Source organism: Robinsoniella peoriensis (assembly GCF_000797495.1).
In the GTDB taxonomy this organism is placed as follows: Bacteria; Bacillota; Clostridia; order Lachnospirales; family Lachnospiraceae; genus Robinsoniella; species Robinsoniella peoriensis.
Map to the genome: position 1 here is coordinate 284,816 of NZ_JTGN01000004.1, position 26,655 is coordinate 311,470.

Annotated in this window: 20 protein-coding genes and 4 pseudogenes; 4 read left to right on the plus strand and 20 right to left on the minus strand. The window is 40.3% G+C overall.

All coding sequences use genetic code 11. The features are described 5' to 3' along the window. Positions 1-92 precede the first annotated feature (92 nt). A complete protein-coding gene (locus tag QR40_RS09980; RefSeq protein ID WP_044294723.1) occupies positions 93-1,340 on the plus strand; it encodes an alpha-L-fucosidase in 1,248 nt (415 codons plus the stop codon). A 75-nt stretch (positions 1,341-1,415) separates the two neighbouring features. Here the strand turns inward: QR40_RS09980 and QR40_RS09985 are convergent, their stop codons facing one another. After that, positions 1,416-2,438 (minus strand): epoxyqueuosine reductase, encoded by a 1,023-nt coding sequence (locus QR40_RS09985; RefSeq protein ID WP_044294725.1) that lies wholly within the window; start codon positions 2,436-2,438, stop codon positions 1,416-1,418. 170 nt (positions 2,439-2,608) lie between these two features. Between QR40_RS09985 and QR40_RS09990 the strand changes: the two genes are divergently transcribed. Beyond that, positions 2,609-3,493: a LysR family transcriptional regulator gene (locus QR40_RS09990; protein ID WP_044294726.1), complete on the plus strand. Its 885-nt coding sequence runs from the start codon at positions 2,609-2,611 to the stop codon at positions 3,491-3,493. Between the two features lie 27 nt (positions 3,494-3,520). On the opposite strand, the pseudogene QR40_RS32850 reads toward QR40_RS09990, so the two are convergent. After that, a pseudogene (locus tag QR40_RS32850) lies at positions 3,521-3,850 on the minus strand (dockerin type I domain-containing protein); the annotation flags it as partial. A gap of 293 nt (positions 3,851-4,143) precedes the next feature. Continuing rightward, on the minus strand, positions 4,144-4,881 hold the full coding sequence (locus QR40_RS09995; protein WP_044294727.1) for a PIG-L deacetylase family protein: 738 nt from the start codon (positions 4,879-4,881) through the stop codon (positions 4,144-4,146). A gap of 170 nt (positions 4,882-5,051) precedes the next feature. Here QR40_RS09995 and QR40_RS10000 point away from each other — a divergent pair, with 170 nt between their 5' ends. After that, positions 5,052-5,891 (plus strand): class I SAM-dependent methyltransferase, encoded by an 840-nt coding sequence (locus QR40_RS10000; RefSeq protein ID WP_044294728.1) that lies wholly within the window; start codon positions 5,052-5,054, stop codon positions 5,889-5,891. On the opposite strand, the gene QR40_RS10005 is transcribed toward QR40_RS10000, so the two are convergent. From QR40_RS10005 to QR40_RS33630, 9 genes and pseudogenes are all read right to left on the minus strand, one after another. Beyond that, complete coding sequence (locus tag QR40_RS10005; protein ID WP_044294980.1) at positions 5,837-6,622, minus strand: ABC transporter ATP-binding protein; 786 nt, start codon at positions 6,620-6,622, stop codon at positions 5,837-5,839. The two genes, QR40_RS10000 and QR40_RS10005, sit on opposite strands and share 55 nt — an antisense overlap. 2 nt (positions 6,623-6,624) lie before the next feature. Continuing rightward, positions 6,625-7,305: an ATP-binding cassette domain-containing protein gene (locus QR40_RS10010; protein ID WP_044294729.1), complete on the minus strand. Its 681-nt coding sequence runs from the start codon at positions 7,303-7,305 to the stop codon at positions 6,625-6,627. 1 nt (position 7,306) lies between these two features. Next, on the minus strand, positions 7,307-8,122 hold the full coding sequence (locus QR40_RS10015; protein WP_044294982.1) for an ABC transporter permease: 816 nt from the start codon (positions 8,120-8,122) through the stop codon (positions 7,307-7,309). After that, on the minus strand, positions 8,112-9,080 hold the full coding sequence (locus QR40_RS10020; protein WP_044294730.1) for an ABC transporter permease: 969 nt from the start codon (positions 9,078-9,080) through the stop codon (positions 8,112-8,114). Before QR40_RS10020 ends, QR40_RS10015 begins: the two co-directional genes overlap by 11 nt. 67 nt (positions 9,081-9,147) lie before the next feature. Continuing rightward, positions 9,148-10,920, minus strand: coding sequence for an ABC transporter substrate-binding protein (locus QR40_RS10025; RefSeq protein ID WP_052430785.1), 1,773 nt, complete (start codon positions 10,918-10,920; stop codon positions 9,148-9,150). Positions 10,921-11,196: 276 nt separating this feature from the next. After that, a pseudogene (locus QR40_RS33125) lies at positions 11,197-11,811 on the minus strand (ferrous iron transport protein B); the annotation flags it as partial. A 612-nt stretch (positions 11,812-12,423) separates the two neighbouring features. Continuing rightward, positions 12,424-12,720, minus strand: a complete 297-nt coding sequence (locus QR40_RS10035; protein WP_044294733.1) for a hypothetical protein — start codon at positions 12,718-12,720, stop codon at positions 12,424-12,426. A 439-nt stretch (positions 12,721-13,159) separates the two neighbouring features. After that, entirely contained in the window at positions 13,160-14,395 is a 1,236-nt protein-coding gene (locus tag QR40_RS10040; RefSeq protein WP_044294734.1) for a HipA domain-containing protein, read from the minus strand. Positions 14,396-14,692: 297 nt separating this feature from the next. Next, positions 14,693-14,863: pseudogene (locus QR40_RS33630) on the minus strand (DUF6783 domain-containing protein); the annotation flags it as partial. Here QR40_RS33630 and QR40_RS33965 point away from each other — a divergent pair. After that, a pseudogene (locus QR40_RS33965) lies at positions 14,858-14,902 on the plus strand (hypothetical protein); the annotation flags it as partial. The pseudogenes QR40_RS33630 and QR40_RS33965 sit on opposite strands and share 6 nt — an antisense overlap. Positions 14,903-14,937: 35 nt before the next feature. On the opposite strand, the gene QR40_RS10045 reads toward QR40_RS33965, so the two are convergent. The 8 genes from QR40_RS10045 to QR40_RS10080 form a co-directional block, all read right to left on the minus strand. Further along, entirely contained in the window at positions 14,938-17,289 is a 2,352-nt protein-coding gene (locus tag QR40_RS10045; protein ID WP_081998846.1) for an alpha-L-rhamnosidase-related protein, read from the minus strand. Next, positions 17,267-18,721, minus strand: a complete 1,455-nt coding sequence (locus tag QR40_RS10050; protein WP_044294736.1) for a response regulator transcription factor — start codon at positions 18,719-18,721, stop codon at positions 17,267-17,269. The genes QR40_RS10045 and QR40_RS10050 overlap by 23 nt, the downstream gene beginning before the upstream one ends. Continuing rightward, positions 18,721-20,391 (minus strand): sensor histidine kinase, encoded by a 1,671-nt coding sequence (locus QR40_RS10055; protein WP_044294737.1) that lies wholly within the window; start codon positions 20,389-20,391, stop codon positions 18,721-18,723. Before QR40_RS10055 ends, QR40_RS10050 begins: the two co-directional genes overlap by 1 nt. 53 nt (positions 20,392-20,444) lie before the next feature. Continuing rightward, positions 20,445-21,272: a carbohydrate ABC transporter permease gene (locus QR40_RS10060; protein ID WP_141728679.1), complete on the minus strand. Its 828-nt coding sequence runs from the start codon at positions 21,270-21,272 to the stop codon at positions 20,445-20,447. After that, on the minus strand, positions 21,269-22,129 hold the full coding sequence (locus QR40_RS10065) for a carbohydrate ABC transporter permease (protein WP_027294475.1): 861 nt from the start codon (positions 22,127-22,129) through the stop codon (positions 21,269-21,271). The genes QR40_RS10060 and QR40_RS10065 overlap by 4 nt, the downstream gene beginning before the upstream one ends. A 71-nt stretch (positions 22,130-22,200) precedes the next feature. Next, positions 22,201-23,571: an ABC transporter substrate-binding protein gene (locus QR40_RS10070; RefSeq protein ID WP_044294738.1), complete on the minus strand. Its 1,371-nt coding sequence runs from the start codon at positions 23,569-23,571 to the stop codon at positions 22,201-22,203. A gap of 299 nt (positions 23,572-23,870) precedes the next feature. Then, positions 23,871-25,424, minus strand: coding sequence for a DUF5605 domain-containing protein (locus QR40_RS10075; RefSeq protein ID WP_052430786.1), 1,554 nt, complete (start codon positions 25,422-25,424; stop codon positions 23,871-23,873). A gap of 145 nt (positions 25,425-25,569) precedes the next feature. Next, complete coding sequence (locus QR40_RS10080) at positions 25,570-26,646, minus strand: family 43 glycosylhydrolase (protein ID WP_044294739.1); 1,077 nt, start codon at positions 26,644-26,646, stop codon at positions 25,570-25,572. Between the last annotated feature and the right edge of the window lie 9 nt (positions 26,647-26,655).

Consider the following 26,655-nt stretch of genomic DNA (forward strand, 5'->3'; position numbering starts at 1 on the left):
TTCATGGTGTCAATCTTATAATATTGGTATGTTAAGACGAATTAATTTAAGTTTTTTAACTTCAGACACGAAAAATCAAAGGAGATGCAGCTATGTATGATACAAAACAGAAATGGTTTAAAGAAGCCAAATACGGAATGTTTATCCACTGGGGACTCTACTCCATCCTAGCAGGAGAATACAATGGAAAAGTTACAGATAATATCGCAGAATGGATCATGAATGATCTGGATATTCCTATCCCGGAATACGAAAAACTGGCAGCTCAGTTTAATCCGGTTAATTTCAATGCCGACGAATATGTCCGCCAGGCTCGTGACTGGGGAATGAAATATCTGACATTTACTGCAAAACATCATGATGGATTTGCACTTTATCACTCACACTGTTCTTCCTATAATGTAGTAGATGCAACGCCTTTTGGCAGGGATATCGTGGCAGAACTGGGTGAAGCCTGCCGTAAGTATGATGTAAAATTCTGCCTTTATTACTCACAGGCTCAGGACTGGCATCATCCTGATGGTTATATCCATAAGAAAAATAACGATGGAAAAAACTTCCGCCGTTATTTAGATGAAAAATGCCTTCCTCAGATTAAAGAACTCCTTACCGGCTATGGGGATGTACACATGCTCTGGCTGGATACGCCTATGGGCTGTACAAAAGAAGAAAGCCAGGAGATCTATGACCTGATCAAATCCATACAGCCTGCATGCATTGTCAGCGGCAGAATTGGCAACCAGATTGGTGATTATATGACAACCGGTGACAATGCAATACCATCACTGCCATTTAACGGAGACTGGGAGGTTCCTGCGACCCTGAATGATACTTTTGCCTACAGTAAGCATGACCATAATTGGAAGACACCGGAGGAGATCATACACTTAATGCTTAGAATCAACAGCCGCGGTGGTAACTATCTGCTGAATATCGGTCCGAAAGCTGATGGAAGCATCCCAGAAGAAAGCTGCCGCATCCTTGACAGCATAGCGGAATATTTAAAAAGCTGCGGAGACAGTGTCTATGCAACAAAGCCAGTTCCCCACTATGTCTATGAAATGGACAATGTGATTTTTACCGGCAAAGACTATCGTTTATACATTCACTTGAAAAAACCAGTGAAAAAACTGTTGCTGAATAACATCGCCAATACCATTGAGAAAGCATATCTGCTTCACAGCGGTAAGCCTGTTATCGGAAACTGCGTCAAAAGCTGCGAAGGTGACTCTTGCTGGATGTTCGAAATCTCGGAAGATGAGTCAGATTTCCATCCCATCGATACCGTGATCTGTGTTGAAATGGGCGAAAAGGAACTGCTGCTTGAGACATTGAAATAGAAGTAAAATAGAAGGCTGCGAAAAATGAGATATCATTTTTTCACAGCCTCTTTTTTTCACATTCTCTTTTCATCCTTATGAAACTAGATTAGAGACCCACCTTGCCATTCGTCTGACCTGGGCTTTTTCGTCTTGACATGCCCTGCGTACAGTGGCCATATATTCTGGCTTCCAACTATTTCTCATTGCGTTCAATGCATTTGTTTTATAGCGCCAGCATTTATTCTTCGGAATATACCACAAAAGGGGATTTAACACTTCCTCCAGCCATGAATATTCAGCTTCTACGAGCTTTATAAGTGAAATCCCCGGTGCAATCATTTCCAGGCTTTTACTTTCTTTTTCTCCTGTCCATGCATGCTTGTTATAAGGACATACATCCTGACACGCATCACAGCCGTAGATCCAATCTCCCATCATTTTGTTCAGAGGCTCTTTGTCTAAATCCCAGCCACTCCATGTGGTTAGATCAGATATACAAGTATTACGGTTCATTACATAAGGTGCACACAGAGATGCAGTTGGACAGGCTGTGGCACAAAGTGTACAGGCGTCTGAGCAAGGGCGCAGGCTGTGGGTGTTTCGATAAACCAATGGCTGGTCAATTAAAAAGGCTTCTATATGTTGCCAGGAACCTTTTTCGGTGTAAAAGAAGTTGTTCTTACGGAAGATGCCAAGTCCTGCTTCCACTGCCGCCCATCTCAGCGGAACAATGCCAAAATCACGATCAAATGCAATTTGAAAGCCCTGGCTGCATAAAAAATGCTCAAAGTCCACACTTGTCTGATACCCCTCCGTCAATGTATTTTTTCTGCTGTCCGTCAAATAATATCTGGCAATATATCCTTGCAAATTTTGCGGAATCCGGTATTTACCATAATAAAAAGAACAAACGACTACCGCTTTTGCCCAAGGAAAACTTTCTTTTGGATTCGCCAGCTGAAAAAGCTTTTGATATCTGCCCGTTGTCTCTGGAAACCTGAGAATTCGCTTTGTCAATTTCTCTGTGTATCCGCTTAATGCATCCAAAGGGATAATTCCACATTTGTCATATCCCAGATTTATAGCTTGATTTACAAGCTCTTCTGCTGTAATCATCTTCTATCCTTTCTCATTTCGTAAGCTGACACTGTCTGGAGCGGCAGTAACCTCCTCCTTGACCTTTTTATCTATCTATATTATAATATCAGCTAGAAACAATTCAGTAAAATAGAAATAACAAAATATTAAATTCGATAATTCTGAACTATATACCCGGAGGACTTTTTATGGAACTTAAATATCTGCAAACATTACGCACCATTTTAGAAGCCGGAAGCTTTCAAAAAGCAGCCGAGCAGCTTAACTATGCCCAATCGACGGTTACTTTGCAGATACAGATTTTGGAACAAGAGTTGTCTGTCAAGTTATTTGACAAAATCGGACGCAGAATGGTTTTAACACAGGCGGGCAAGGAGTTACTTCCCTATGTGGACACTGTACTGGAAGCAGTTGAGCAGATGGAGAATTACGGAAGAAAGGATCGCGAATTAACAGGAAATCTAAATGTTGCACTTCCTGAAACTCTATTAAATTATAAAATGCAGCCTGTTATAGAGCAGTTTCGGCAGCAAGCACCTAACGTCAGACTTTCTTTGCAGCTATCGAATTGTTATTTGATTCGGGAGCAGGTATTAAGTGGCGGGGTTGATATGGGCATTCATTATGATGTAGATGGCTATGGTTCTTTTGCTGTGATAGAGCGCTTAACCTCTTATCCTCTTGTTCTTGTTGCAAGCCCCATGCTTACCGGAGATGAACTGAATTTTACAGACAGGCACCAGCGCAAGAAAAGCTGTCTGCTGACCGTGGATAAAAACAGCATTTATCACAAACGTTTTGTTCACTATCTGTCTGTTATGGACATTGTTCTCAATGGTGAAATGGAGATTGGCAGCTTAGAGGCAATCAAACGGTGTATACAGAGCAATCTTGGCATTGCCTGCCTTCCCCGTTTTGCGGTTGCAACGGAATTAAAGCAGGGAATCCTGCAGGAGGTCATAACGTCCATGGAAACTCCTGAGATTACTGCTGTTTGTGCTTATCATAAGAATAAGTGGGTTACACCAGCTATGGATTTGTTGATTCGGCTGGTTAAAAAGTATGAAAATTGAAAAAAGCCCCGAGTACTGAGGGATTGCCGATGCGTCACTGCTGTCAGTTGCGGCATCCCGGTTTACATCTCCTACTTCTGCCTGTTCCCGGCTCAGCTCTTTTAATTCTGCATTGTACTCCAGCAGTTCTGCTGCATCCTGAGTATCAACGATGCCGTTCAGATCCACGTCACCAAGAAGACGGGCTAATGCCCCCAAAGCACTGGCATCCTGATCCAGCACACCATACGCTCCAGCAGGCTCCAATAGAATCCTGCGTCTCTGGCAATGTGATATGAAATCCCGCTTCATCCTGGGTATATACAAGCGGTGTCTCCGTTCCACCCGCCATATATACTCCTGAAACTGTTGATTCATCTAACACATCCCCCCGTGACATTATAAGCATGATGCATGGCTGACAAAACCTTCAGGTCAACACCTTGAATTGCATCTACGAAAAGTTCAGGCAAATCCAGCTTTGGACCAAGATCCACAGAATTCCAGGGTTATGTACTTTAATGATTTAGAACTTTTTTACGAGTTTAGGATTTTATTATGATACTCTGCTGGCTTTAACTAATTATCATGTATTTTGGTTGCGAACATTATTAAGTTTAAAACCGCCAGCCATAGCTGACGGTAACATAAATATATAACTGTCTATTCTCTCAAAACAGCTCCTCTAATACAAACATCCCTTCTTTTCTGTAACATTCTGATAAAAACACATCATTATGTCCCGTAGACCCCTGGTAGAGATGATAAGCCGTATCCATAAGACGCTTCATCTGTGTCCCCTGCTCCAATGGTGACTGCAGCTCATTAAGCCCTGGTATGAATTTTGCATACTGTGCCTTTTTTTCTTCACTGGTCAGCTCGCCGATAAACAGAATCTGAGACTCCAGAGAATCCATCGCCTGGCATTTTTCATCCCAGACATCAAAAATATCTACAAGGCAGTTTGGATTTTCCGGTGTCATGTAATAAATATTATTGCATCTGCAAGGCTCCAATCCCGGCAGTTTATCAAGTGCATATGCTCTTCCGGCAAGTGCAATTCCTTCCAGCAGTACGGTCATTGCCGGCCTCCTGCCCGGATCCAGGTCACTTACGCAATGCTCCGGATCCTGAGTGATTATGATGTCAGGCCTAAAAGAACGGATCACTTTTACGATTTGCAGCTTTTCTTCCAGTGTACCACTTAATTCACCGGAATCCATACCCAGATATTCTATACTTGTATTTAAAATTTCAGAAGCCTTTTCAAGTCCTTCCCTCATCTTCTCCCCTGCGAACATAATACTTGCGTGGGAAACGCCTCCATTCTTCGCGTTTTTGCAGAGGACGCCGCCGCATTCAACCATTTCCATTCCATATACTCCTAATAATAATATCCTGTTACCCATTTATATTACCTCCATTTTTATACCCCTGCATACCGCAGACAAGTCTTCGGTATTGCACCGATAGAAAGTTTGAAACGCTTCATGTTTTAAACTTATCCCCACCAGGGGCTTCATTTTATTTCCATTCACATGCTATAATTTTGTAAAACATAAAAAGGACTTTATAAACCATGAATACTTCTTCTGCACATTGGATATCCCTTTGGAAAGATGCGGCAAAACAATCCCTCTTTCGAAAAACCTTCACAGATGAAAGCATCTGCTGGAACGCTTCCGCCAAATATTACGACCAAACCATGGGCAGCAGTACCAGGCGTGTCACTGCCGTACTGGATCTGCTCTCTTCAAAGGGCCTCTTAAATCACGAATACAATGTTCTTGATATCGGCAGCGGCACCGGTTCCTACACGCTTCCCCTCTCCAGGTTCTGCAGCCATGTAACTGCCATGGACATCTCAGACTCCATGAACCGCATTCTTCGTCAAAAAATGCATTCTCAAGACCAGAATAATTTCGATATATTAAAGGGTGATTTCGGTTCCTATGATTTTGGTTCCCGTAAGTTTGACATCGTTCTGGCAAGCCTTGCGCCAGGACTATATCACCCGGATGCACTGCTTAAAATGATTTCTGTATGCAGCCGTTTCTGTATTTACATTGGAATTGATCCCATGCCCAATCCTGACGCCCCATCAGCGGACTCCCTTAACCACCGGCTTCTGGGTCATTCCCTTTCTCACAGTGGCAGCAATCATATCACCTATCCTCTAAACCTGCTGCGTACCATGGGATATAACCCTGAACTTACTCACGTCGTATGCTCCTGGAATCACAGAGAGCCAATTAGCGAAGCCATACTACGGCTGACCGGGTATTACATGTCTATACCAGAAGCATCAGAAACATGGCTTCCCATTATAGAATCCTATATTCATGAACATGCAGACCATGGATTTTATAATGACTCATCCAGTGTCAGGCTTGGCATTCTGTCTTTTAACTGCCAATAGCTCTCCAGGTCTGTTGCCGCAAAAAAGAGTTTTTTTGTATATGCATTTCCTGGATTCTTCCAGATAGCCTCTGTGTTGCCGGACTCAATGATTTCACCGGATTTCATCACCAATATTCTGTCGCACAGATTACGGGCAAATTCAATATCATGCGTGACCAGCAAAATTGCCATTTTTCTCTCTGCTGAGACAGAATATATGGTTTCTCCCAGGCTTGCCTTTACCTGATAATCCAGCATGGATGTTGGTTCATCGAGAATCAGAACATCCGGCTGTAAAATAAGTGCCCTTGCGATACATACTCTCTGACGCTCTCCACCGCTTAATTGATGGGGATGTCTCTTTGCATAAGTTTCGTAATCCAGATGTACATCGTTCATTACTTGCCAAACTGCCGTTTTGCATTGTTCCATATTCTTTGCCTGTCCGGTAAACAGCAGGGGCTCTCCAATACAGTTTTCCACAGGCAGCCTTTTACAGAGTGAACTGTATGGATCCTGGGATACAAAGCCCACCCTTCCGTTTCTTCTGATAACTCCCCCATCGGGCTTCAGGCTTTGCAGAACCAATTTTAAAAGTGTGCTCTTCCCACATCCACTGGCTCCGATAATTCCCAGCCGTTCTCCCTCAGGCAAATCGAAAGAAACGCCCCTCACCGCTTTCGTTTCCTTTTTCTTACTTCTCTGTCTTACTTTATAAGTCTTAGAAACATCCTTCACTTCCAGTACCATATTCAAAATTCAATCCTCCTGTCACAGAAAGCATTGGCAATCCTTGTGTCATGGCTGATAAACAGCATGGACATATTTTTTTGCATCCTCAGCTTTTTCAGCATCCATAAAATATCCGCTTCTACAAGTACATCCAGTCCTGTAGTTGCCTCATCCAGAATCAAGATCCGGGGATGTAAAAGTATGGCTAAAGCAATTGCCGCTCTCTGGCGCATACCCCCGCTCAGTTCATGGGGATATGAATCCAGTATATTGGGTGAAAGCCGGACAAGTTCCATTAATTCCATGCAGATATCCCTGCGCTCATTTTTTTCCTTTATCTGATTTTGAAGACACAGCATTTCATCCAAAGTTTTTCCAATTCTATACACTGGATTAAAGGATGACATGGAAGACTGGGGTACCAGCGCAATTTCTTTCCAACGGATACTATCATATTCTTTCTCCGATAAACCGATCAGTTCATTATCTCTATAACGCAGACTTCCCTGTACATACCCCCCTAAAGCCTCCATCATCCCCATAACTGCCCATACAACAGAGCTTTTACCACATCCTGACTGTCCATGCAGGCACAATGTTTCACCTTCCCCAAGCGTAAAATCAAGCCCTGACACTGCTGGTCTGGCGTTGCTGACGTAACCAACCGTAAGATTTTTTGCTTCTAATATTGTTTGTTCCATACTAAGCCTCCCTTCCGGGATTTACTTTTCCCTCTATACTATATCCAATCAGCATCAGGCTAAAGATCAGAGCTACAATCATGAATCCCGGTGGAAGTACAAGCCACCTCCAGCTAGCTGTCAGAAAAGCGTTTTTAGCCTGTGCATAATACAGCATAGAACCCCAGCTTTTTACAACTGCAGACCCAAGTCCCAGAAAGCTTAATGATGACTCTGCCAATATGGAAGATTTGAACCGAATGATCATATGGTAAGCAATAAAGGATAAAAGTTCCGGCAAAATGTGTCTGGTCAAAACATATCCATCTTTTGCCCCCATTGCCTGAATGGTCTGGATATATTCCTGCTTCTTGATCTTCAAAACCTGGGAACGCACTACCTTAGCCATTTCCGCCCAGGATGTGACTCCCAAAATGAGGGCAGTGGTAATCAATCCGCCTTTTAATAAAGCTGCAAGAAGTATCACCAGGGGCAGGTAAGGAATAGTCAGAAAAAAAGTCGTGATTTTCATCAGAATACTATCCAGCCAGCCCCCGCACCATCCTGATATAATTCCAATAGTCAAGGCAATCACCACAGAAATAGCCATAGCCAGAAATCCGATAGCAATGGAATATCTTGCTCCATAAAGCAGCTCCGTCAATACATCCTGTCCAATATCATTTGTCCCCAGCAGATGATCTCCATTGGGTGCCTGAAAGGATTGTCCGACTATTTCATCCGGCTCATGAGGTGCCAGCACCGGAGCAAACACTGCCAGAAGCAGGAAAAATACCACAATAACTATGCCTGTTATAAATAATTTTCTATTTTTCATCTTCATCTACCATCCTGGGATCAATTCTGGAATATAAAATATCCGTCAGCAAAGAGGCTGCAATTACCATAAATGAGGAAACCAGAAAACCATACTGCATCAGCGGATAATCCCTGGACAAAACAGCATTATACAGAAGATTGCCAAGGCCCGGATATGCAAAGACACTCTCGATCACAACGGAACCGCTTAAAACGCTCCCAAGCTCCATCATAAAAACGGTAAATACCGGAATCAGTGCATTTCTCATCATATAGCAAAAACGCACTCTTTTTTTGGGAATTCCCCTTACCTTTGCCATAAATACATAATCCTGATGAATCGTCTCCAAAACGCTATATCTTGACGTGGTGAAAAAGACCGAAATGGAAACGATAGTCATTGTCGTAACCGGAAGAACCAGGTGTCCAAAAACATCTTTGGCATATGCCCACCCTTCCAGTCCGCTAAACATAGAATAGGCGCCATAGACAGGAAACCACCCAAGGCCTACACTAAAAACGGAAATGAAAATCATACCTATCCAGAAAGCAGGAAGGGAACTGCACAATATCACCAAAAGCATCAGCTTCATGTCTTTCTTCTTCTTCCTCAAAACGGCAGATAGTGCACCTAAAAATGTTCCCAAAATGGTAGAGAGAATCAAGTTACAGCCAACCAGCAGAAGTGTCCAGGGGATTGCTGCCTTCAATAAATCAGTGATCGGTTGCTTTTTTGAGAAAGAAATCCCCCAATCCAGTGTAACAATATTCCTGATATAGGTAAAAAACTGCACTGTCAGCGGCTTATCCAAGTCATAGGCTGATAGGATCCGATCTCTTTCGCTCTGTGTCATACTGCCCACTTCTTCACCCGCCAGCTGAGCGATGGGTGACCCCGGCAGCATCCTTGGCAGAAAAAAGTTCAATATGACCACTGCCGACAGTAAAACTATGTAATGTGTTATACGATATTTCAATATTTTCTCCTGTGTGAAAAATACACAACAGCAGTCCAATGCCATTGTGTATCTTTATTTGCATTTGTTATTTTTCCTGGGGCAGGAAAGAGAATGTATGAAACGCATAGGTTCCTTTTGCCGATACCCATCCATCATATAAGGATGTATTTACAGCACTGATTGTATCTTCAAAGAAGAGCGTTACAAAGGGAGCTTCCTCAGCCGCCAGTTTCTGCATTTCATGTGAAAGATTCAGTCTTTCATTTACATCCGCACTCTTTAGATATTGTGCCGCCAGAGTATCAAAAGCCTCACTCTTATATCCTCCCAGATTATCTCCTCCCTCTACAAAATCGCTGTAACAGGAGGTGAGAATACTGCCTGCTTTCTGAATAACAGGCGCTGACCAGCCCCACATAGCCATGTCATAATCACGGCCCTTTGATACATCGAATTCCGGCCATACCTTTTCATCCACGGTCTGAGATTCCATAGCGTTCACGGTCACTCTGACTCCTGCCTTGGCAAGCTGCGCTGCCAGAAGCTCAGCCGTACGCATGCGAAGCGTATTACCGGACTGCACAAGCAGTTCCAGATCCATCTTCTCACCTTCTTTTGTAAGACGCATTCCATCACTGTCTTTTTCAGTATACCCCAGTTCATCCAGCATCTGTTCTGCTTTCGTAACATTGAATTCATAGTCCAGTCCTTCTGTATACTCTTTCAGACCACTCTTTATATATCCCGCTGTTCCTTTCTGCGCTCTGCCCAGACATACCTGGTCTATAATTTCGTCCAAATTTACCGCATATGTAAGTGCTTTTCTGAAATTAGCTTCGTTAAATGGCGCTCTTTCACAATTAAATAAAAGGAGGGTAGACGCATAACCTTCTGTTTCAATCAATTTAATGTTTTCTGCCGCTTCATAGGTATCAATCATTTCAGGCGTAATACTTCCTGTATATGCCGCTATTTCACCAGAAATCAGAGACTGCTGCCTCGCAGCGCCATCTGCAATAACAGGCATCTGAATGGTCTTTACTTTTGGCGTTCCTTTAAAATAATCTTCCTGGGTTTCCAGTGTATAATACTGTTCCGGCTTATATTCAGACATTTTATAAGCACCGCTTCCCATGTTCTCCACAGTAGTGCCATCGGTTACCCCTTCATACATATGTTTGGCAACAATTCGCATATCAGCCAGCCCTGAGCGGATAAAATCAGGATTCGGATCAGATAAAGTAAATGTTATATCATTCCCATTCACTTCTATGGATTCCACCTGGGATGCAATCGTAATCCATCTTCCCAGTGTCTGCGTCAGCACATATTCAAAGGTAAACTTCACATCATCTGCTGTAACAGGTTTTCCATCATGCCACTTCTGCCCTTCCAAAAGCGTTACCTTATAGGTTTTATAATCTTCACTTACTTCGTAGGAATCATCCACCATCCAGGGTACTGCTTCATTCTCCTGATTGATTGTAAAGAGACTGTCATACATAAATCTCATGACATCAAATCCCGGTGTTCCATTAATATACGTAAAAGGGGTAATCGTGCTCTGATCCTTTGTCATCGCCACAACTAAACTGTCTGTACCAGCACTGCTTTGTGCTGCCTCGCTTGCCGGCTGCCCACTTGTTGCTGACTCACTTGCTTCATCACTTGCTGACTCACTTACTGACTCATTTTCAGACTCACTTGCTGGTGCCTCACCTGTACTTTTTTCTTCGTCTTTCTGTTGCTGAGACGTAGTTTCCAGTGATGCAGTGCTCTTCCCACATCCGGCTAATACCGCCATGGTCAATGCCGCACATGCCAGAATGGCTGCAATTTTTTTGCATTTCTTTTTCATCTGTAATCCTCCATTTTTTTAATTCTCTCGTATGATAACATGACCTATTCAGCGCCTTCAAGCCCCCCTAGGGGTTGAAACTTTGAAAAAGTATTCCAACTCAATATATAATGTACCCATAAGTGTGGACACATTATTTAGCGGGACTCCCTTTTTTTAGACATCCCTTCCCATTAGTTCCACATTAATTCACACCCCCTCACCTTTCAGAACCCCACATCCGTTCTGTACAAGAAGCTGCTTCAGTACATCCAGGTCATTTATTTCCATCAGACTTCACTGTGCCATATATGTCATGATCATGATCGGTATTACAATTTCATTTGCCGGCAGCCCCAGAATGAAAGCAATCAATATTACACCGTCCATTCCCAGTAGTTTTGCAAAAGGATCCAGTGCTCTGGTGCAATGGGTCAGAACCGTCATATCACCAATTGACAGATTTGCCATCAGCCAGATAATCAGCCCGGCCGGTGCCGCTACCACAACTGCACGGGCTAAGACAAAGAGTGTCCGGTCAAAAATCGAACGCACAATTACCTTTCCGATCTGAGGCCTCCGGTAAGGCGGCAGCTCCAGTGTAAATGAGGAAGGCATTCCTTTTAATATTGTCTTAGATAATAACTTGGATACCACAAGAGTCATCAGTATGCCAAGTACAATCATACCGGCTAAAATGACTGCCGATAACAGCGACGAAAATACACCTGTAACCTTTCCTACAAAAAACATCGAAATAACGGATATTAAAATGGGCAGTCTTCCATTGCAGGGGACAAAATTATTGGTGATCATTGCTATGAAACGTTCACTGGGCGAATCGATAATACGTCAGCCGATGATACCGGCTGCGTTACAACCAAATCCCATGCACATGGTATATGTATACTTGTAAATTATTATGCTAAAAGATAAATTCACTATCATTTGCCATCATACGAATTATATTTGCTAGTATAAACCTGTGCCTCACCTATTATTAGTAAGGCCCCAGGTTGAAATCATACCTGATTATCTAAAACACACCCATAATTGCAGCTATTCAACGCATTCACTATTTGTCTTTCTTGATATCAGCACTGATGGTTGTCTATCTTACTGGTATCTATTTAAGAAATCATTCATTACTCTATTTAAGTTAAGTTGTCAACTGTACATTTTATGATGCTTTGATCTAAATTCCTTTATCTTCTTTCCCGCCGCTGAAGCAGCACTTCTAATTGTCAGCCCCACAGACTTTCTATCCTTATCTGGAACATATTTAATGTTTTGCTCCATGGCGTGATCTTTCGGACCTTAACGTAATACCATATAAAACACTCTTAGCATTCGTTTGATAACGAATACCTGTAGATACAGCTCCCTACAATACTTCCAAGCATAAACCCTGATCCCGCCAGACCCCTGCAGACAATATGGTCAGATACTGGAGACGTCAAGGTAAAAATATTGAAGTCATAAGGGCAGAAAAAGCAGTCCTAGTCCTGCTAAATCCTGAACTTCTCAATTCTTTAATAAAAGAAGATTTAATATTTTTGTAACTTCAGCATAGCCAATACATCTACTACCTTCATACATCTGAATTCTTTTACCTAACCACATTGTATGCGGATATTCTTCTGGAGATATGAAAGTAATTGTTCCAGAAACCTTGTCCAACTTAGTTGAACATTCACTATTATAATGATGCACTCCTGTTGTTAAATAATTTTCTTTTATTAGATGTGAGGGTCTGTATCCATTACAAATCTTTGCATTTTTATTACAAAACTCAAAAATCACTTCTATATCTGGTTTCATTTTATCTTTCCTCTTTTTCATATTTTTTATTTCTCTGATAATTATAGTTCAAAATTATAGTATTTAATAAACATGTTAAATGCCAATAATATTTTTATTGAATTCATTTAACATATTAGGTTCAACTACAGGCGTGCCTGATTTAAAAATACGGCTGATCAGAACAATTATGTTGCTGTTAATGGTAACACTTGCTGTTCCCTGCACAATAATATTAATACATATTCCTATTCCTTTTGGTCCACTCGCATCAATATAAAGTCTATTGTCTGCAGCTGATCCGTTGGTTGTCGTATGGATATCAGTAGCTGCAAGCTTACTTTACTGTTACCTTTTATAATATTGTTAAATATAGCCCAGATATGGTGTCTGGGCTATGAGTCATATATATTAACTACAGTTGCTAATGCACTGTATATTTGTAGAAAGCAAGCTATTTTTATTTTGAAAGCCTTGGTTTCTTTATATAATTTCTTTCTGCTACATTTTCAAGTTTCTTTCCTAATTGCAATTCTTGAATTACATCGACTTTGGCATGAAACCAGTTCAGCAAATTTTCCATTCTTTTGCTTTCCATGTTATCTTTTTCTAAAAGATCTATAATCAACCGGTCAGATGGAACCTTCGACAAATCAACTGCCCTGAAATCCCTTATATACTTTAGAAGCTCTGGTTCACTTTTTTTAAAGGAAGTCACCGGAACTGAAAACAGACTTGATTTTATTTTTTCTTTTTCGGGCAGAAAACGACGATTCCACAACATACTGTTGCCACTGTCAAAAATTGGTGCCATTTCTATATACTTTAAGGTATTTACATCACGAAGAACACCAAAGTTATTAAAATGCCGGTCTGTGTTCGTTATCATGAAATCAGTCAGTATTTGATATTCCAGGAAGTTACGAACATAATCCATATCAAGTCCATTTATACCACATATGGCTATAAAAGATTCATACTCCGAAAGGTCATTTCTTTTCTTAACGCTTGAAACCACATCATATGCCGGTATAAACTCAACATTTTTATTGGCAAAATTTCTGCACACGCAGCCAAGTGCCTGTTCTTCGTCTAATTCTATTTGAATAAGATCATATGTTGTATAGGACATTTTATTCTGTTTTTCATGAATCCTTGTTGCTATTACTTCATTGATGCTCTGCTGGAAAGACAAGCCATAATTTCCTTTTATCAAATATCTGTCCCCGTCATCACCAATTACCCATTTTTTCTTCAACTCCCCTTGCAACGATGCTCCCGGAACAAATGACGAACCATTATAATCAAATTGGCTGGAAGGGCGAAACTGTATCTCGCCTATGGTATCCCGGAAATCATTCTCATATGGATTTATCTGTTCCCATGATAAACTATAATCGACAGGACATATCCAGTAATGGTCTGACAAACTGATTCCAAGATTTTGAAGCAGTAAACTTTGTGTATTGATTGTACCTGATTCTTCCAGTACTTTTTTGATATTTCCACGAAGCTGTGGTACCGCCCTGCGTATCCACCAACGCCTTAATTCCTCTGTTGAAAGATTGCCCCCTGGTGGCAGCAACTCTCCATTTTCTATTTTAACCTTACGGATAGAACCATCCAATAAATCCATATGCAAAGATGCAACTATTTCATTTTCATGTTTAAGTAAAAATAAATTGTTTTCTGACATTTACTTCCCTTTCTAAAACACACATTTCCTGTAAACTATATTTTCTCTAATACTCTTTTATTGTACTATGTTTTGCATTTTGTGTATAGATATTATAATCAAAAGTATGTCAGCTCTTTCTGTGCATCCTTCATTTGACAACTATTAGTGCATGTAAATAGGTAAAACACCCTGTAAATAGCATACTTTTTCTTCAATATTGACGTTTCCAGCGAAAAGCACAATCATAGTTATGAAGATACGTTTCAAACATAAATTCAAACTGCTTAGAATTCTCTTCATCAGAACATCATTTTTTCATGCAACAGGATCAAACTTTGTAGGATTCAACTTTATATCACCCCTCTTTATTATATCAAAAGCTAAGGGATTATTCATTAAAGAAATGTGCGTTGTAGTAGTTTTAAAATTCATTCCTGCCATCTGCACACCCCACTTTGCGGCATATTTGCCCCGAATTCAGGTTGCGTAGCCCGCTACGCGCCCTTCATCCGGGACAAATCTACCACAAACTGTGACGCACATCTGTCAGAAAGCAATTTTCAAACACACTCAAGAACTGTGACTCCTTCTCCAATTGGTTTTCGGCATCCATCCGGCATAATGAATTCTCCAGTTAACCCTTTTGGTATATTTACCCTATACCTTCCTTCGCACTTGCAGAAGTCAAAATTTATATTGCCCCTTGGAGTTACTACACTACCTGCTATATCATCTGCATAGTCGAGATTTGGCTGGATCAAAACAGTCTCCCACCCTGGACTTCCCATCTTGATACCTGCAATACTTCTGCTAAATTCAAAAAGTGGTAAGGCGCTCCATGCATGGCATTCACTTCGTCCGTTTTCAGGCTCTTCCGGGCAAGTTGTACAATCCCACTCAATCAGGCGTTTCCATTTCTCCATAAATCCCTGCGTTAGATAATAGTCTCCAACCCACTCAAATGCCCTGAATAATTCATAAGAGGTAGAAAAAGAACACGGAAGAATATTTGGATAATCAAGTGTTTTCTTCAGTATAATACTTCCTTCTTTTTTGGTAACCATTCTATTCAAAATGGCCCAAGCCTGTGCATGCTGGCTATATTCGTCAGTATCTGGACCTTCTTTATATAAACCATTCTTTTCATCCCAGCACAACTTCTGAACTTGGATCAATACATTCTGTTGCCGCCGTGTGTATTCTTCTGCCATACCATATCTTCCGGTAATTTCGTTAATGCGGGCACCACATTTTAATGCGTACGCATACATCAGATTGATAATCGTTGATGGTCCGGTTAATGCAGCCGTTGGAACCCCCATATTATCTCTCCAGGCTTCCTGCCAGTCAACAAATTGCCAGTAACCAAGATGTTCCACTAATCCTTCTTTCCCCATATGCAGCTCGTAGTACGATAAAATAGAATCAACATCAACCCGGTAACGCAGTAACTCTGTTATATCTTTTGTATGTAGATAATATTCTTCCAGCATATAAATAAAATGTAAGGAAAATGTCGAAATAATTTGTGGAAATGCACTTGGATATTTCCCTTGAATTAATCCATCCGGAATCATTGAATAATGGAAATCCTTGAGCGCTTTCTTTACCAGTCTCACATCACTGCTCACCGAGTAGGTAAACAGCGCCTGTAACCGGGTATCCATAATAAACTGCATTTGTTCATAAAAGGGACAGTCCATATAGGTTTCCATCATACAATTTTGCAGTGTACGAATACACATGTCCCATAATCTTTCAATCCAGATTATCGAAGATTTAATAGTAGATTCGATCATAAGCGGGTATCCCGTTCTATACATCTGAGGAAGATAAAGCTGTACTTCTTCTTTAGCGGTCTGAACCTCGATACAAATAAATCGAAAGGTCTTCACCCAAAAAGGCTCATAAGTAAATAATTGACCGGGCAAAATTATTTGGTGCGTTTCTCCCCGGAGTTCTCCGTTCTTATAATCTGTCCTTTTTATTTCACTTCCTGCTGCACTATATTTCTCACTATATGTAATACGAACTTTTGCTCCGGTTCCCTTTGAAAACTGAAATTTAAGATAGGCATTCGTATGCTTCTCTGCATCAAGAATTATTTTCTGACAGCTATCAGGCTTTATCAACATGCATTTTTCTCGTACCAGAAGCTCCGGATTGCATTTTTCTGTAAACAACTGCTGTTCTTCATAAAGCAACGGTATCTCACGCTCCTGTATTCTGAAAGCACCATAAAGACCCACCTTTTCCATCAACCCATCCGCTTTTACCAGCCCCCATCTAAGCGGTTCTGCCCATCCTTTGCTATCATACTGCTCCGTCTTCCATCCTAAAGGGTGTTTTCTAAAATCAATATTTTCTAAAACAGCCCCCAGATTCATTGTTATTTCATCTGATATCAAATAAAAACTACCATCTAGATATACCCGCCAGGGTGCTTTTCCCGTCGTCAGATCTACATCTTTTCCTTTACCGTAAACCTTCCCCTCTACTGCCAGTAAATGCCCTGCTGGCAGCGATGATACTGCAAATATAGGAGCACGTTCCTGATATTGGTGTGATACTGCATTAGGATCACAAAATAGCACCTGAACTGCCAGAATATTTTTACCGGTCTTCATATATCTGGTAATATCCACAGTTTCATAATACTGTCGGTTACGATCTCCTTTACAGGGACCAGATAATACTGAATGACTATTGACCCACAAGCGGTATCTGGAATTAGCGGTTATATTAATTACCGCTTTATCGATTTCTCCACTCTCAACTACACATCGATAATATGCATAACGTCCATTCAAATCTCCATGCAGAATATTCCATCTGCGTTTCTCACTCATTGGTATCCCCAGCCACATTGCTTCTTTCCATTCTAACTTTTTATCCATCATTCTTGCTCCCATACTCTGTTGGCCTCACATTTGTATACATTTTAAAAACTCTGCTAAAATAAAATTGATCACGAAAACCTACCATTAGAGCTACATCTTTAATTAGAATATCCGGGTCTCTCATGAGAATCTGTTTTGCTTTTTCAATTCTTTTTGATGTTAGATACATATTAAACGACTGATTGGCATATTTTCTAAAAATATAACTCAAATGACTTTGTGACACATGGAATTCATTTACAATTGAATGTAATGAAACATGCTCTGCCAAGTGACTCTCCACAAAACGGCAAACAGATTCGAAATACTCAGGTGTATCCAATTTTCCTCCTTCTTTCTCTTCTTTAAACAGAAAATCACAGATATTTTGAAATAACTCCTCTATACTTAAAGAATGATACAATATCTCATTCAGGAGATATTCACTATCATTGTTATAATAACTACAGCGGCAAATTTTTTTGATCGCAGTTTCTACCTGTACTTGCACAACTCGACGTTTTTCAAAACTTAAACACAGTATTTTAAGCTCTGCTTTTGCTTTAATATATTGTTTTTTACTTAAATAAAATACAATCTTCTGTATTCTGTCCTGCTCTTCCTCATTAATATCAACCGGTTCTTGTTGTTCTCTAAGAACAATATTTTGACTGATTCCACAGATTAAACATTGTTGCAGTGTCTTATAAACTTCACCAATTAATGTCGTCATCATATCGATACCGAAAGCTCTTGGAATTTCAACAATTGTTAAAAATCCCTGTTCCTGATAAAATTTCTCGCTGCACTTCTTTATTATTAATTTCAGTTCTCTTTTTGAATTCAAGCAGCTCTTTGGTAACAGATAAAATGCTTCCTCCTCATCCCTGGCATATAGAAAGTATGAACCATAGATATTAGTCACTACTTCCGCATTTTTATTATCCCGAAACTGAGCAGGCAAATGATTTCTTCGCAACAGAAATGCATAATATTCTTCATTTCCAAAAAATCTCTTAAGTTTTTCTTTTTCCACTGCGATTCCCTGACATAAGTCCTTGAACAGCTGTTTCTTCTCGCTGAGTTCCAGATTTTCCAACATTTGAAAAAGCCTTACCATAATATTTGTAAATTCTTCCGGATCCACGGGCTTTAAGATATATTCAAAAACCTGATTGGTAATCGCTTTCTTTGCGTATTCAAATTCTGAGTAGCCACTTACAATAATGAGCTGAATATCCCGATTTCTTCTTCTTATCTCTTCAATTAGCTCCATTCCACCTATACCAGCCATCTTAATATCGGTAATTATCACATCTGCTCCCGAACGCTCAAAAACTTCAAGGCACTTTTCTCCGCTTTTCGCTGTTCCCACTACTTCAAAGCCTGTGCATTTTGACTCAATAATCCCTTGGATATATTCGATTGCTGCAACCTCATCATCCACTAGTATTACTCTATACATTATTTATCCTCCTGGCATATCTTCACAGTCACTAATGCACCGATGTCATTATTTTCTATATTAAAACTCAATCTTTCTCCATATATCAGAAAAAAGCGCAGATAAGTATTTACAATTCCCATTCCTCCAATTTCAAACCCAGGCTGGCTGCATAACAGTTCATTACGAGCTTCTTCGATTTTCATTCTAACATTCTTTAATTTCTCTTCTTGAAATCCACAGCCATCATCCTGAATAGCTAATAACCAACCATCTGTTAACTTTTCGCCCCTAACCACAACATTCATCTTAGATCCGCCAAAACCATGTTTAATGCTGTTTTCAGCGAGTTGCTGTAATCCAAGTTTGGGGATCATCATATTTTCCATATCTTTGTCAATCATAAATTCATAAGTAAAATCTTCTTTAAACCTCTCACGTATCAGAAAGAAATAATTTTTGAGATACTGTATTTCCTCACTTACAGGGGCTTCCCGTTCCCGCGTATTAGTGGAATAGCGTAAAATGGCACCAAGCTTGCTGCAGATGCGGCAAATCATGTCATCATTCGCTTTCATTCCCCGGTTTGCTATAATATTTAACACATTGAAAATAAAGTGCGGATTAACACCCGCCTGCAACGCATCAAATTGAGCCTGCATCTGCAGCTTCACTGCCCTATTTTCAAGTTCCAGTGAATGATCCAGCCGCTTCAGCAGATGATCAAATGATTTTCCGAGAGATTCAACTTCTTTAATATTTGAATGAAAAACAAAAGGGTCTCTGAGATTTTCAATATCCTTCTTTTCAATTAAATCCGATATCTCAATAATTGGTTTCGTTAAATAACGGGTTGAAAGCTGAACAAAAATCAGAATAACGATAATAAATACCAGGATAATAATTACATCCGGATACGATGCCATACGTGCCTTTGATTTAAGTATCTTACCATCAGCAAGAACAGACGCTTTGATTCCTGTCAAAGATGATGAAAAACTATTAATAATTTCCTGATCATTGCTGTTTTGAATATTATCAATCAGGGGATTCCCCTGACTATCGTGAATAATATAACTTATGTCATCTGGCAGTTCCAACTTTGTAATGTCATATTCTACCTCAATATAAGTACCTTGATATCCTTTGACTTCCTGTACCATGGATATGACATGTTTATTACTGTCATCCCAATTACTTGGATGAACCGAACGAATTATCCTGCCCTGTTTCTTATGTTCAGTCATCTCCTGATAATTTTGTTCCTTTAATTCAGATTTCACAAATTCTTCATTCAGTTTACCTGATTTCGTTATAGCTGTCCCATCTTTGTTGAATACAATTACATTAGAAAAATTACGATTAAGATACCACGCCCCCAAATTAATGCGTATACTTCTAATGGCTTCTGCCACATCATATTTCTCTTCAGGACGTTTATTTTCAGATACTAGTATCTTCATGCCGTTAAGAACATCTATATCAGATAAAATAAAGCTTATTGCAAATTCCATCTGTTCCACCGCCGTATTCATCTTGTTACCAATCTGTTCCGCCTGCTTTTTTAGTACCGCCTGTTCTTCCTTTTCATATACTTGAATTTTATGGTTATAGTAAAAACTAAATGATATCACTGCAATAATAATTCCCATTGCTGCAAAGAGGAAAAATACCTTCCGGCTATATTTCATATCATAACCTCCTAATTTAACCTAAGTATATCGGAAGATTCAGCTGCCTGCAATCATCCTTTTACGGAACCTGCCACCATTCCTTCTACAATTCTTCTATTAAAAATCAGAAACAAAATAAGCATAGGAACTATAATTATAATGATATCAGCAAACAATAAATTGTATGAGCTCTGGAAAGTTCCTTTATAATTAAATAAGGTTAACTGAACCGTCGAATTTTCATAACCCGGAAGAAAATATAACGGATTTGTAAAATCATTAAATACTGTTACGGCATTTAAAATAATCACTGTTGCCGTAACAGGCTTAAGCAGCGGGAAAATAATTCTAAAAAACACTTTCCATGATGAACATCCATCTATATAAGCAGCCTCTTCAAGTTCGACCGGAATTGTTCCCACAAAACCACGATACAGCATTATTGTAAACGGAATTAATAGCGAAGTTTCAATCAAAATCATTGCAAACATTGTCTTGTAGATATGAAATATTTTAAGCAGCCAAATCGTTGGTAAGATGGATGGCGGCAGCATTAAACCAATCATAACCATCAGATTAGCTATTTTAGTCATGCCGCTTCTTCTTCTTTGTATCACGTAGCCTGCCATCGAGCAAAAGAAAATGAGTAAAGTCACTGCTCCCAGTGTTAAAATTGCACTGTTCTTAAATGCCATAACAATTTGGTAATTGTTATTTGTGAACACTTCAATATAATTCTGAAAATGCAGTTCCGTCGGCAGAGAGAAACTCAATCTGTTAGCTTCAGGTCTGCTTTTTAGAGAATTAAACAGCATAAAGAGAAAGGGGAGGACAAAAATAAACGTTGCCATGAAACATCCGATACCTTCTTTTAACCAGCATATCTTATACTTTTTCATAATTGTGCCTCCTTACGGTATAAATAGCTCTGCAGCGGTACTGCCAATACGATAATCAGCACTAGCATAATCACATTGCCTGCTGTTGAAAGTCCATAAAAACCACTGACATACTGTTTGTATACTATTGACGCTAACGTATCTGTTGCAAATCCAGGACCACCACCTGTCATAGACCATATCAGATCAAAACTTCGAATTCCCCCAATAAACGATAGAATTATTACAGAATTTCTGGCACTTGCAGATAACGGTACGGTGATATACCTCATCTTCTGCCATTTATTGGCTCCATCAATCTCAGCAGCTTCATAATAGGTACGATCGATTGACTGTATTCCAGCAATATATATAATTACTGCAACACTCAACCCTTTCCATATATCCACTAAAACAACAGAATATAATGCAATATCCGCATTTCCCAGCCAATTCACGCCAGCTAATCCAAACAACTCTATTATTTTATTAATCATACCTTTTGTTGGATGCATCAAGCTGCTAAACGTAATCCCAACTGCAATAGTACTAACAAGATTCGGAAAAAACACAGCAGATCGAATATATGTCTTGCTCTTTAATCTTCCTGTTAAAAATAAAGCGATAACAAATGCCAGCAAAACTTTTGTACCACTCGTTAGAATAGAATAAATAAGTGTGTTTTTAATTCCTATCGATAAAGATGAATCATCAAAAAACATTTTATAATTATCAAATCCACAAAATGTAGCCGTGTCAAAGTTCCAAACCGTCATACTATAGTAAATAGATATAACAGTTGGAATCATAAAGAACACCCCAAATACAATCATTGCCGGCAGTAAAAATTTATGTGAATACATTTTTTCCTGTTTCATGCTCAATTCCTTTCTGCTTTAAAACAGGCTGTGAGCCTTATTATTCAAGACACACAGCCCATATCCTTTTGCTATTCACTCCAATCCAGTCCCAGCTGTACAGCTTGTTTATAACAATCCTTATCATATTTCACAGCTGCTTCCTGACCAGTCACTTGTCCGTTAGCTACTTCAACACATATAGATTCACATCCCGGTCCCTTCACTGGTGTTTCATATTCCTGCGCCAGCGCTGTTCTCCCCTCGTCAAAATACACCTGCATATCTTCTTCTACCGCTTTAAAAGCTTCCCCTTTTGATGCATATCCAACGACGCTGTAAGGACCTGTTGGTAACTGAATTTCACTGTATGCATCCAGGGCTTCATCAGATATGTAAAACTCCAGAAATTTTACCGCTGCATCTATTTTGTCACTGTCCTTGCTTACATATACTGCATTTGGAGGCCATACAGTCATTCCGTTTTTATCTGCATCATCACCAGGAACCGCAAAAAAACCAATCTTGTCTACCACATCTTTACCGTATAATGAATAAATATTAGATAATGCCTGTGTTTGCATAAAATAATGACACCCTTCTCCTTCGGCCAGCATCACACATCCATCATCATAGGTAGCCACTGCATAATCTTCATTGTAATAAGGAATAATATCTGCATATTTTTCAAAACTGCGGACTGCTATTGGTGTAGTTGCATATTTCGCTTTTCCAGATTCAAATTCTTTTGAAAAATCCGGTTCTTCAGCAGTGATATTGTAATAATCCGCCAAAAATACCAGCTGGCTTGTCCATGAAGAGCCAAAGGTTCCTATCACTGCAGTTTCTTTTGCTTCTTTTAGTACTTCACAATTCTGTAGGAACTCATCCCATGTTTTCGGCACTTTCAATCCGTATTTCTTATACATTTCTTTGTTGTAAAGAACCCCTCCACCCATTGATGCAGACTGAGGTATTCCATATACTGCTTTATCTACTGTCACAGAACTCTTAAAAGTATCCTCGATTCGATTCATCAGGTTTTCATAGGTACTTATATCAACGAAATATTCCGAGGGATTCAAACGCTTCATAAGACTTCCAGAATTATAAAATATCAAATCGGGTGCCTCACCGCTGGCCAGCAGCGAACGCAGGGTTGTCTCATCTGCATCGGAATACGGCTGAGCCACTATTGTTATCCCCCTCTGCTCTTTCGCCATCTCTGCCACTACCTCAAAAGCATCCGGTACAAAACTGGTAGGATATCCTACTGTCAATGTTACTTCTTCTTCATTTTCAGTATCTGGTCTATCCGTTTTCTCAGTGTCTTTTCCCTTATCTGTAACCTCCGTCGTCTTAACTGTTCCCGTATTACCACCATTGTCATTTCCACAACCTGCCAATGCAGTAACTGTAATAATTACTGATGCCATAACTAATGTTACTAATTTCCTTTTCATATAATCCTCCTTTAACATGATACATCGATGTGTACTTTGTAGTGCTATTCTAGATGATTATTAAAACTTTTGCCATAGAATTTTAAAGGAAGTTGCATGTAAAATCCAAGGATAATTTTTTAATACAGAACGTACAATGGAATGTGTTTTAAAATTGCTTCTGACAGCATGCAGATGGCAGGTATGAATTTTCAACGCGTTCTATCCGCACTTAATCGAAATAAGCCAAGTATCATATTGATACCCGGCTTTATTTCTCATGTTAGAAAACATATTAATATTGCATAGCAATCCCTTTACTATTCCCCAGTCTCCCTTGCCGCCAGTATGGCAATCCCCGGTTTTCCCGGAAGTTTCACTTCAAAAATACCATTCACATGTTCAGCTGCAACTGTCCTAGTCATCTCCCATACATCGATGATCTCCACGGTATAAAGATGTTCTTCCGGTAATTGCATTTTACCATAAATCGTACACATGTCTCCAAAGTACTTCAGATACACCTCTTTCCCCACATGAATAACCGGATCTGTGAAGAACTCCAGCATATGGGTGAATTCTTCATCTGTCATGTTCGACATGCAGATATATACAGGATTATCACTGACGCCGGGTATATTCTGTTCCAGCATTTGTTTTAACTGCGCCCGGTTCTCTATTTGCAGACTGTCTTCCGGCTTAAATAAAACCGGCGTTCCCGGAAATGACTCCGTCAATTTTCTTAAGAAGCCTATCCGCTCCATACTATGCCCTTTTAGGATTCCGCCCTTACTCCACCATAGACATTGATCATCATTCATCTCGTCCATATAAGTCTCCCCATGAGTGGCATATCCCCCATAGCAGACGATCTTCCAGAAACGGTTCACCATTTCAAACGCAGACAGATTTCCCCAGCTGTAGGGAATATTTCCTTCATAGCCAAGTTCATCATAGATAACCGGTTTACCAAATTTCCGGAACAGTGCCGGTATTTTGGGGGCATCCGCATTCTGCAAGCAGACATGGGTGGTATCCGTATTGGAAAAATCCCACGGATGTACAAAATTGTGGTTGCTTAACAAATGCCCGCCCCCATCATTTCTTCCTAAAAAGGCCGCCATTTCTTCCCAGCGTTCCTTTGTAAAATCTGTCATCTGTTCGTATTCATTAGCCAGTGACCACCATACGTTTGGATATGTTGAAATCCTTCGTATCACATATTCCAGATAAGTAAGGCATTCTTCCCGATTAAGATGCATAAACCCCCAGTGATCATAGGGATGGAATAAAATTAAATCTACCTGTACCCCCATTTCATCAAACTGTGAAATGCGCAGCTCCAGTTCTTCCCAGAATTCCATGCATGGACGGTTCACATCCCAGCTGCCCTCTTCATTTTTCTCGAATGCAAAGAGCTTTGGTTCGTTATCATTAAATGCATAGTGTTTGGGGAATACGCAGAAGCGGATCTTGTTAAATGGTGAACCCTTCATGGTCTCCATAGTTTGTTCCACTACCTGATGTTCCTGGTGCAGCAAAGCATACACAGTGGTACCAAAAGGCAGGTATTTTGTCCCGTCCTGGTATCGGAAAACAGTTCCTTCAGCCTTTACCATCCCGTGCCTGCCATCGGATGCCGGTTCTACCTGTTTTTCTCCAGCCGCCTGCACAATCCCGCTCACATTATAGTGCAGAATACCCGGCTCTTCCGGCATAAACCGCACTTTGTATCTTCCCTTTCCGGCATAGAAACCTTTTCTGGTATAATGCTTTCCATTCAGTACAAATTCCGCTAAAACATTTACATGCACCCAGTCATTTCCGGGATCGCATCCTATTAAATCTATTTCTAATACATCATATTGCTTCATCTATATACCTCCTCAATAGCGCAAGCTTGCTTTCTTCTTTACCATTCAACCGTTTACTCATAATCCTCGATCTTCCATTCCTCTTTTCCATTCAGCTGCTTACTCATAATCCTCGATCTTCCATTCCTCTTTTCCATTCAGCCGCTTACTCATAATCCTCGATCTTCCATTCCTCTTTCCAATCCACATATACCATGCCGTCCGTAAACCGCAGTGGCAGCCATACATAATCAGCAATAGAAGTATTTCTGTTTACATCATGGACCAGATGCCTGTCCAGCCCTTCTGAGGATATGATTTCATCAATATCCTTCCTTTTCTCTTCATCCGGATGAAATGCCATCTCAAATACTTTCCGGTAATCTTCGTAGCCGGTGTGTACGAATTCAGGCAGCCATCTGTCGGCGCAGGCGATATACAGGTCTTTCTTTCCCGGCACTTTGAATACTGACGAAATTTGTGAATGGTAAGATGTCCCTGATTCATCATCGGAATGGGGATTTCCAAGTACACGAAACGGACCGTGCCAGGTATCCGCCACAGCAACTTCTGAAGGATTGGGAAGGTAGCCGCTTGTTCCCGATGTAAGCAGGTAATGTTTGCCCTTTCTCATGAAATGTGCTGTTGCCTCCCTTACATAGGGTGGTCCACTATGGGGAAAATGCGTACTGTAATATCCGGTTACGTCCGTATAGTCAGGCGTCAGATCAGCACAGATCGTCTCACTGTGTACCCGTTCAAAATAATAATAGGCTTTTCCATCCGGTGCCACCGCCAGGTCGAAATCCCCGGCACTCATATTTAAGGGTTTCAGCCCTTCCCGGACTTTTGTATATGGTCCTAATATGTGATCGGACGTCAATATCGTTTCTGTCTGGGAGCCATTTCGGTTCATAATTTTTAACCAGCAAACATACTTTTTGGTATCCGCGTTGTAAATAATATGCGGACGGTCCATCATCGCTGTGGGATGCAGAGAAGATGCTGGATCTTCTGTATCCGGTTTTATGATCACCCCCTTATCCTCCCAGTTATACAGGTCTGCTGATGCATAGCACCGCACTCCCCAATGCCAGATATCATCTCTGCCGGTGGTTTTTTCCTTATTTTCACCGTACCAGTAGTAAACGCCGTCCAGATATATTACGGAACCACCGTGTGCCTGTATTCTGCTGCCGTTTGTATCCAGCCAGATTTGGCCGGGACGTATTGTATGATACATTTATATTAC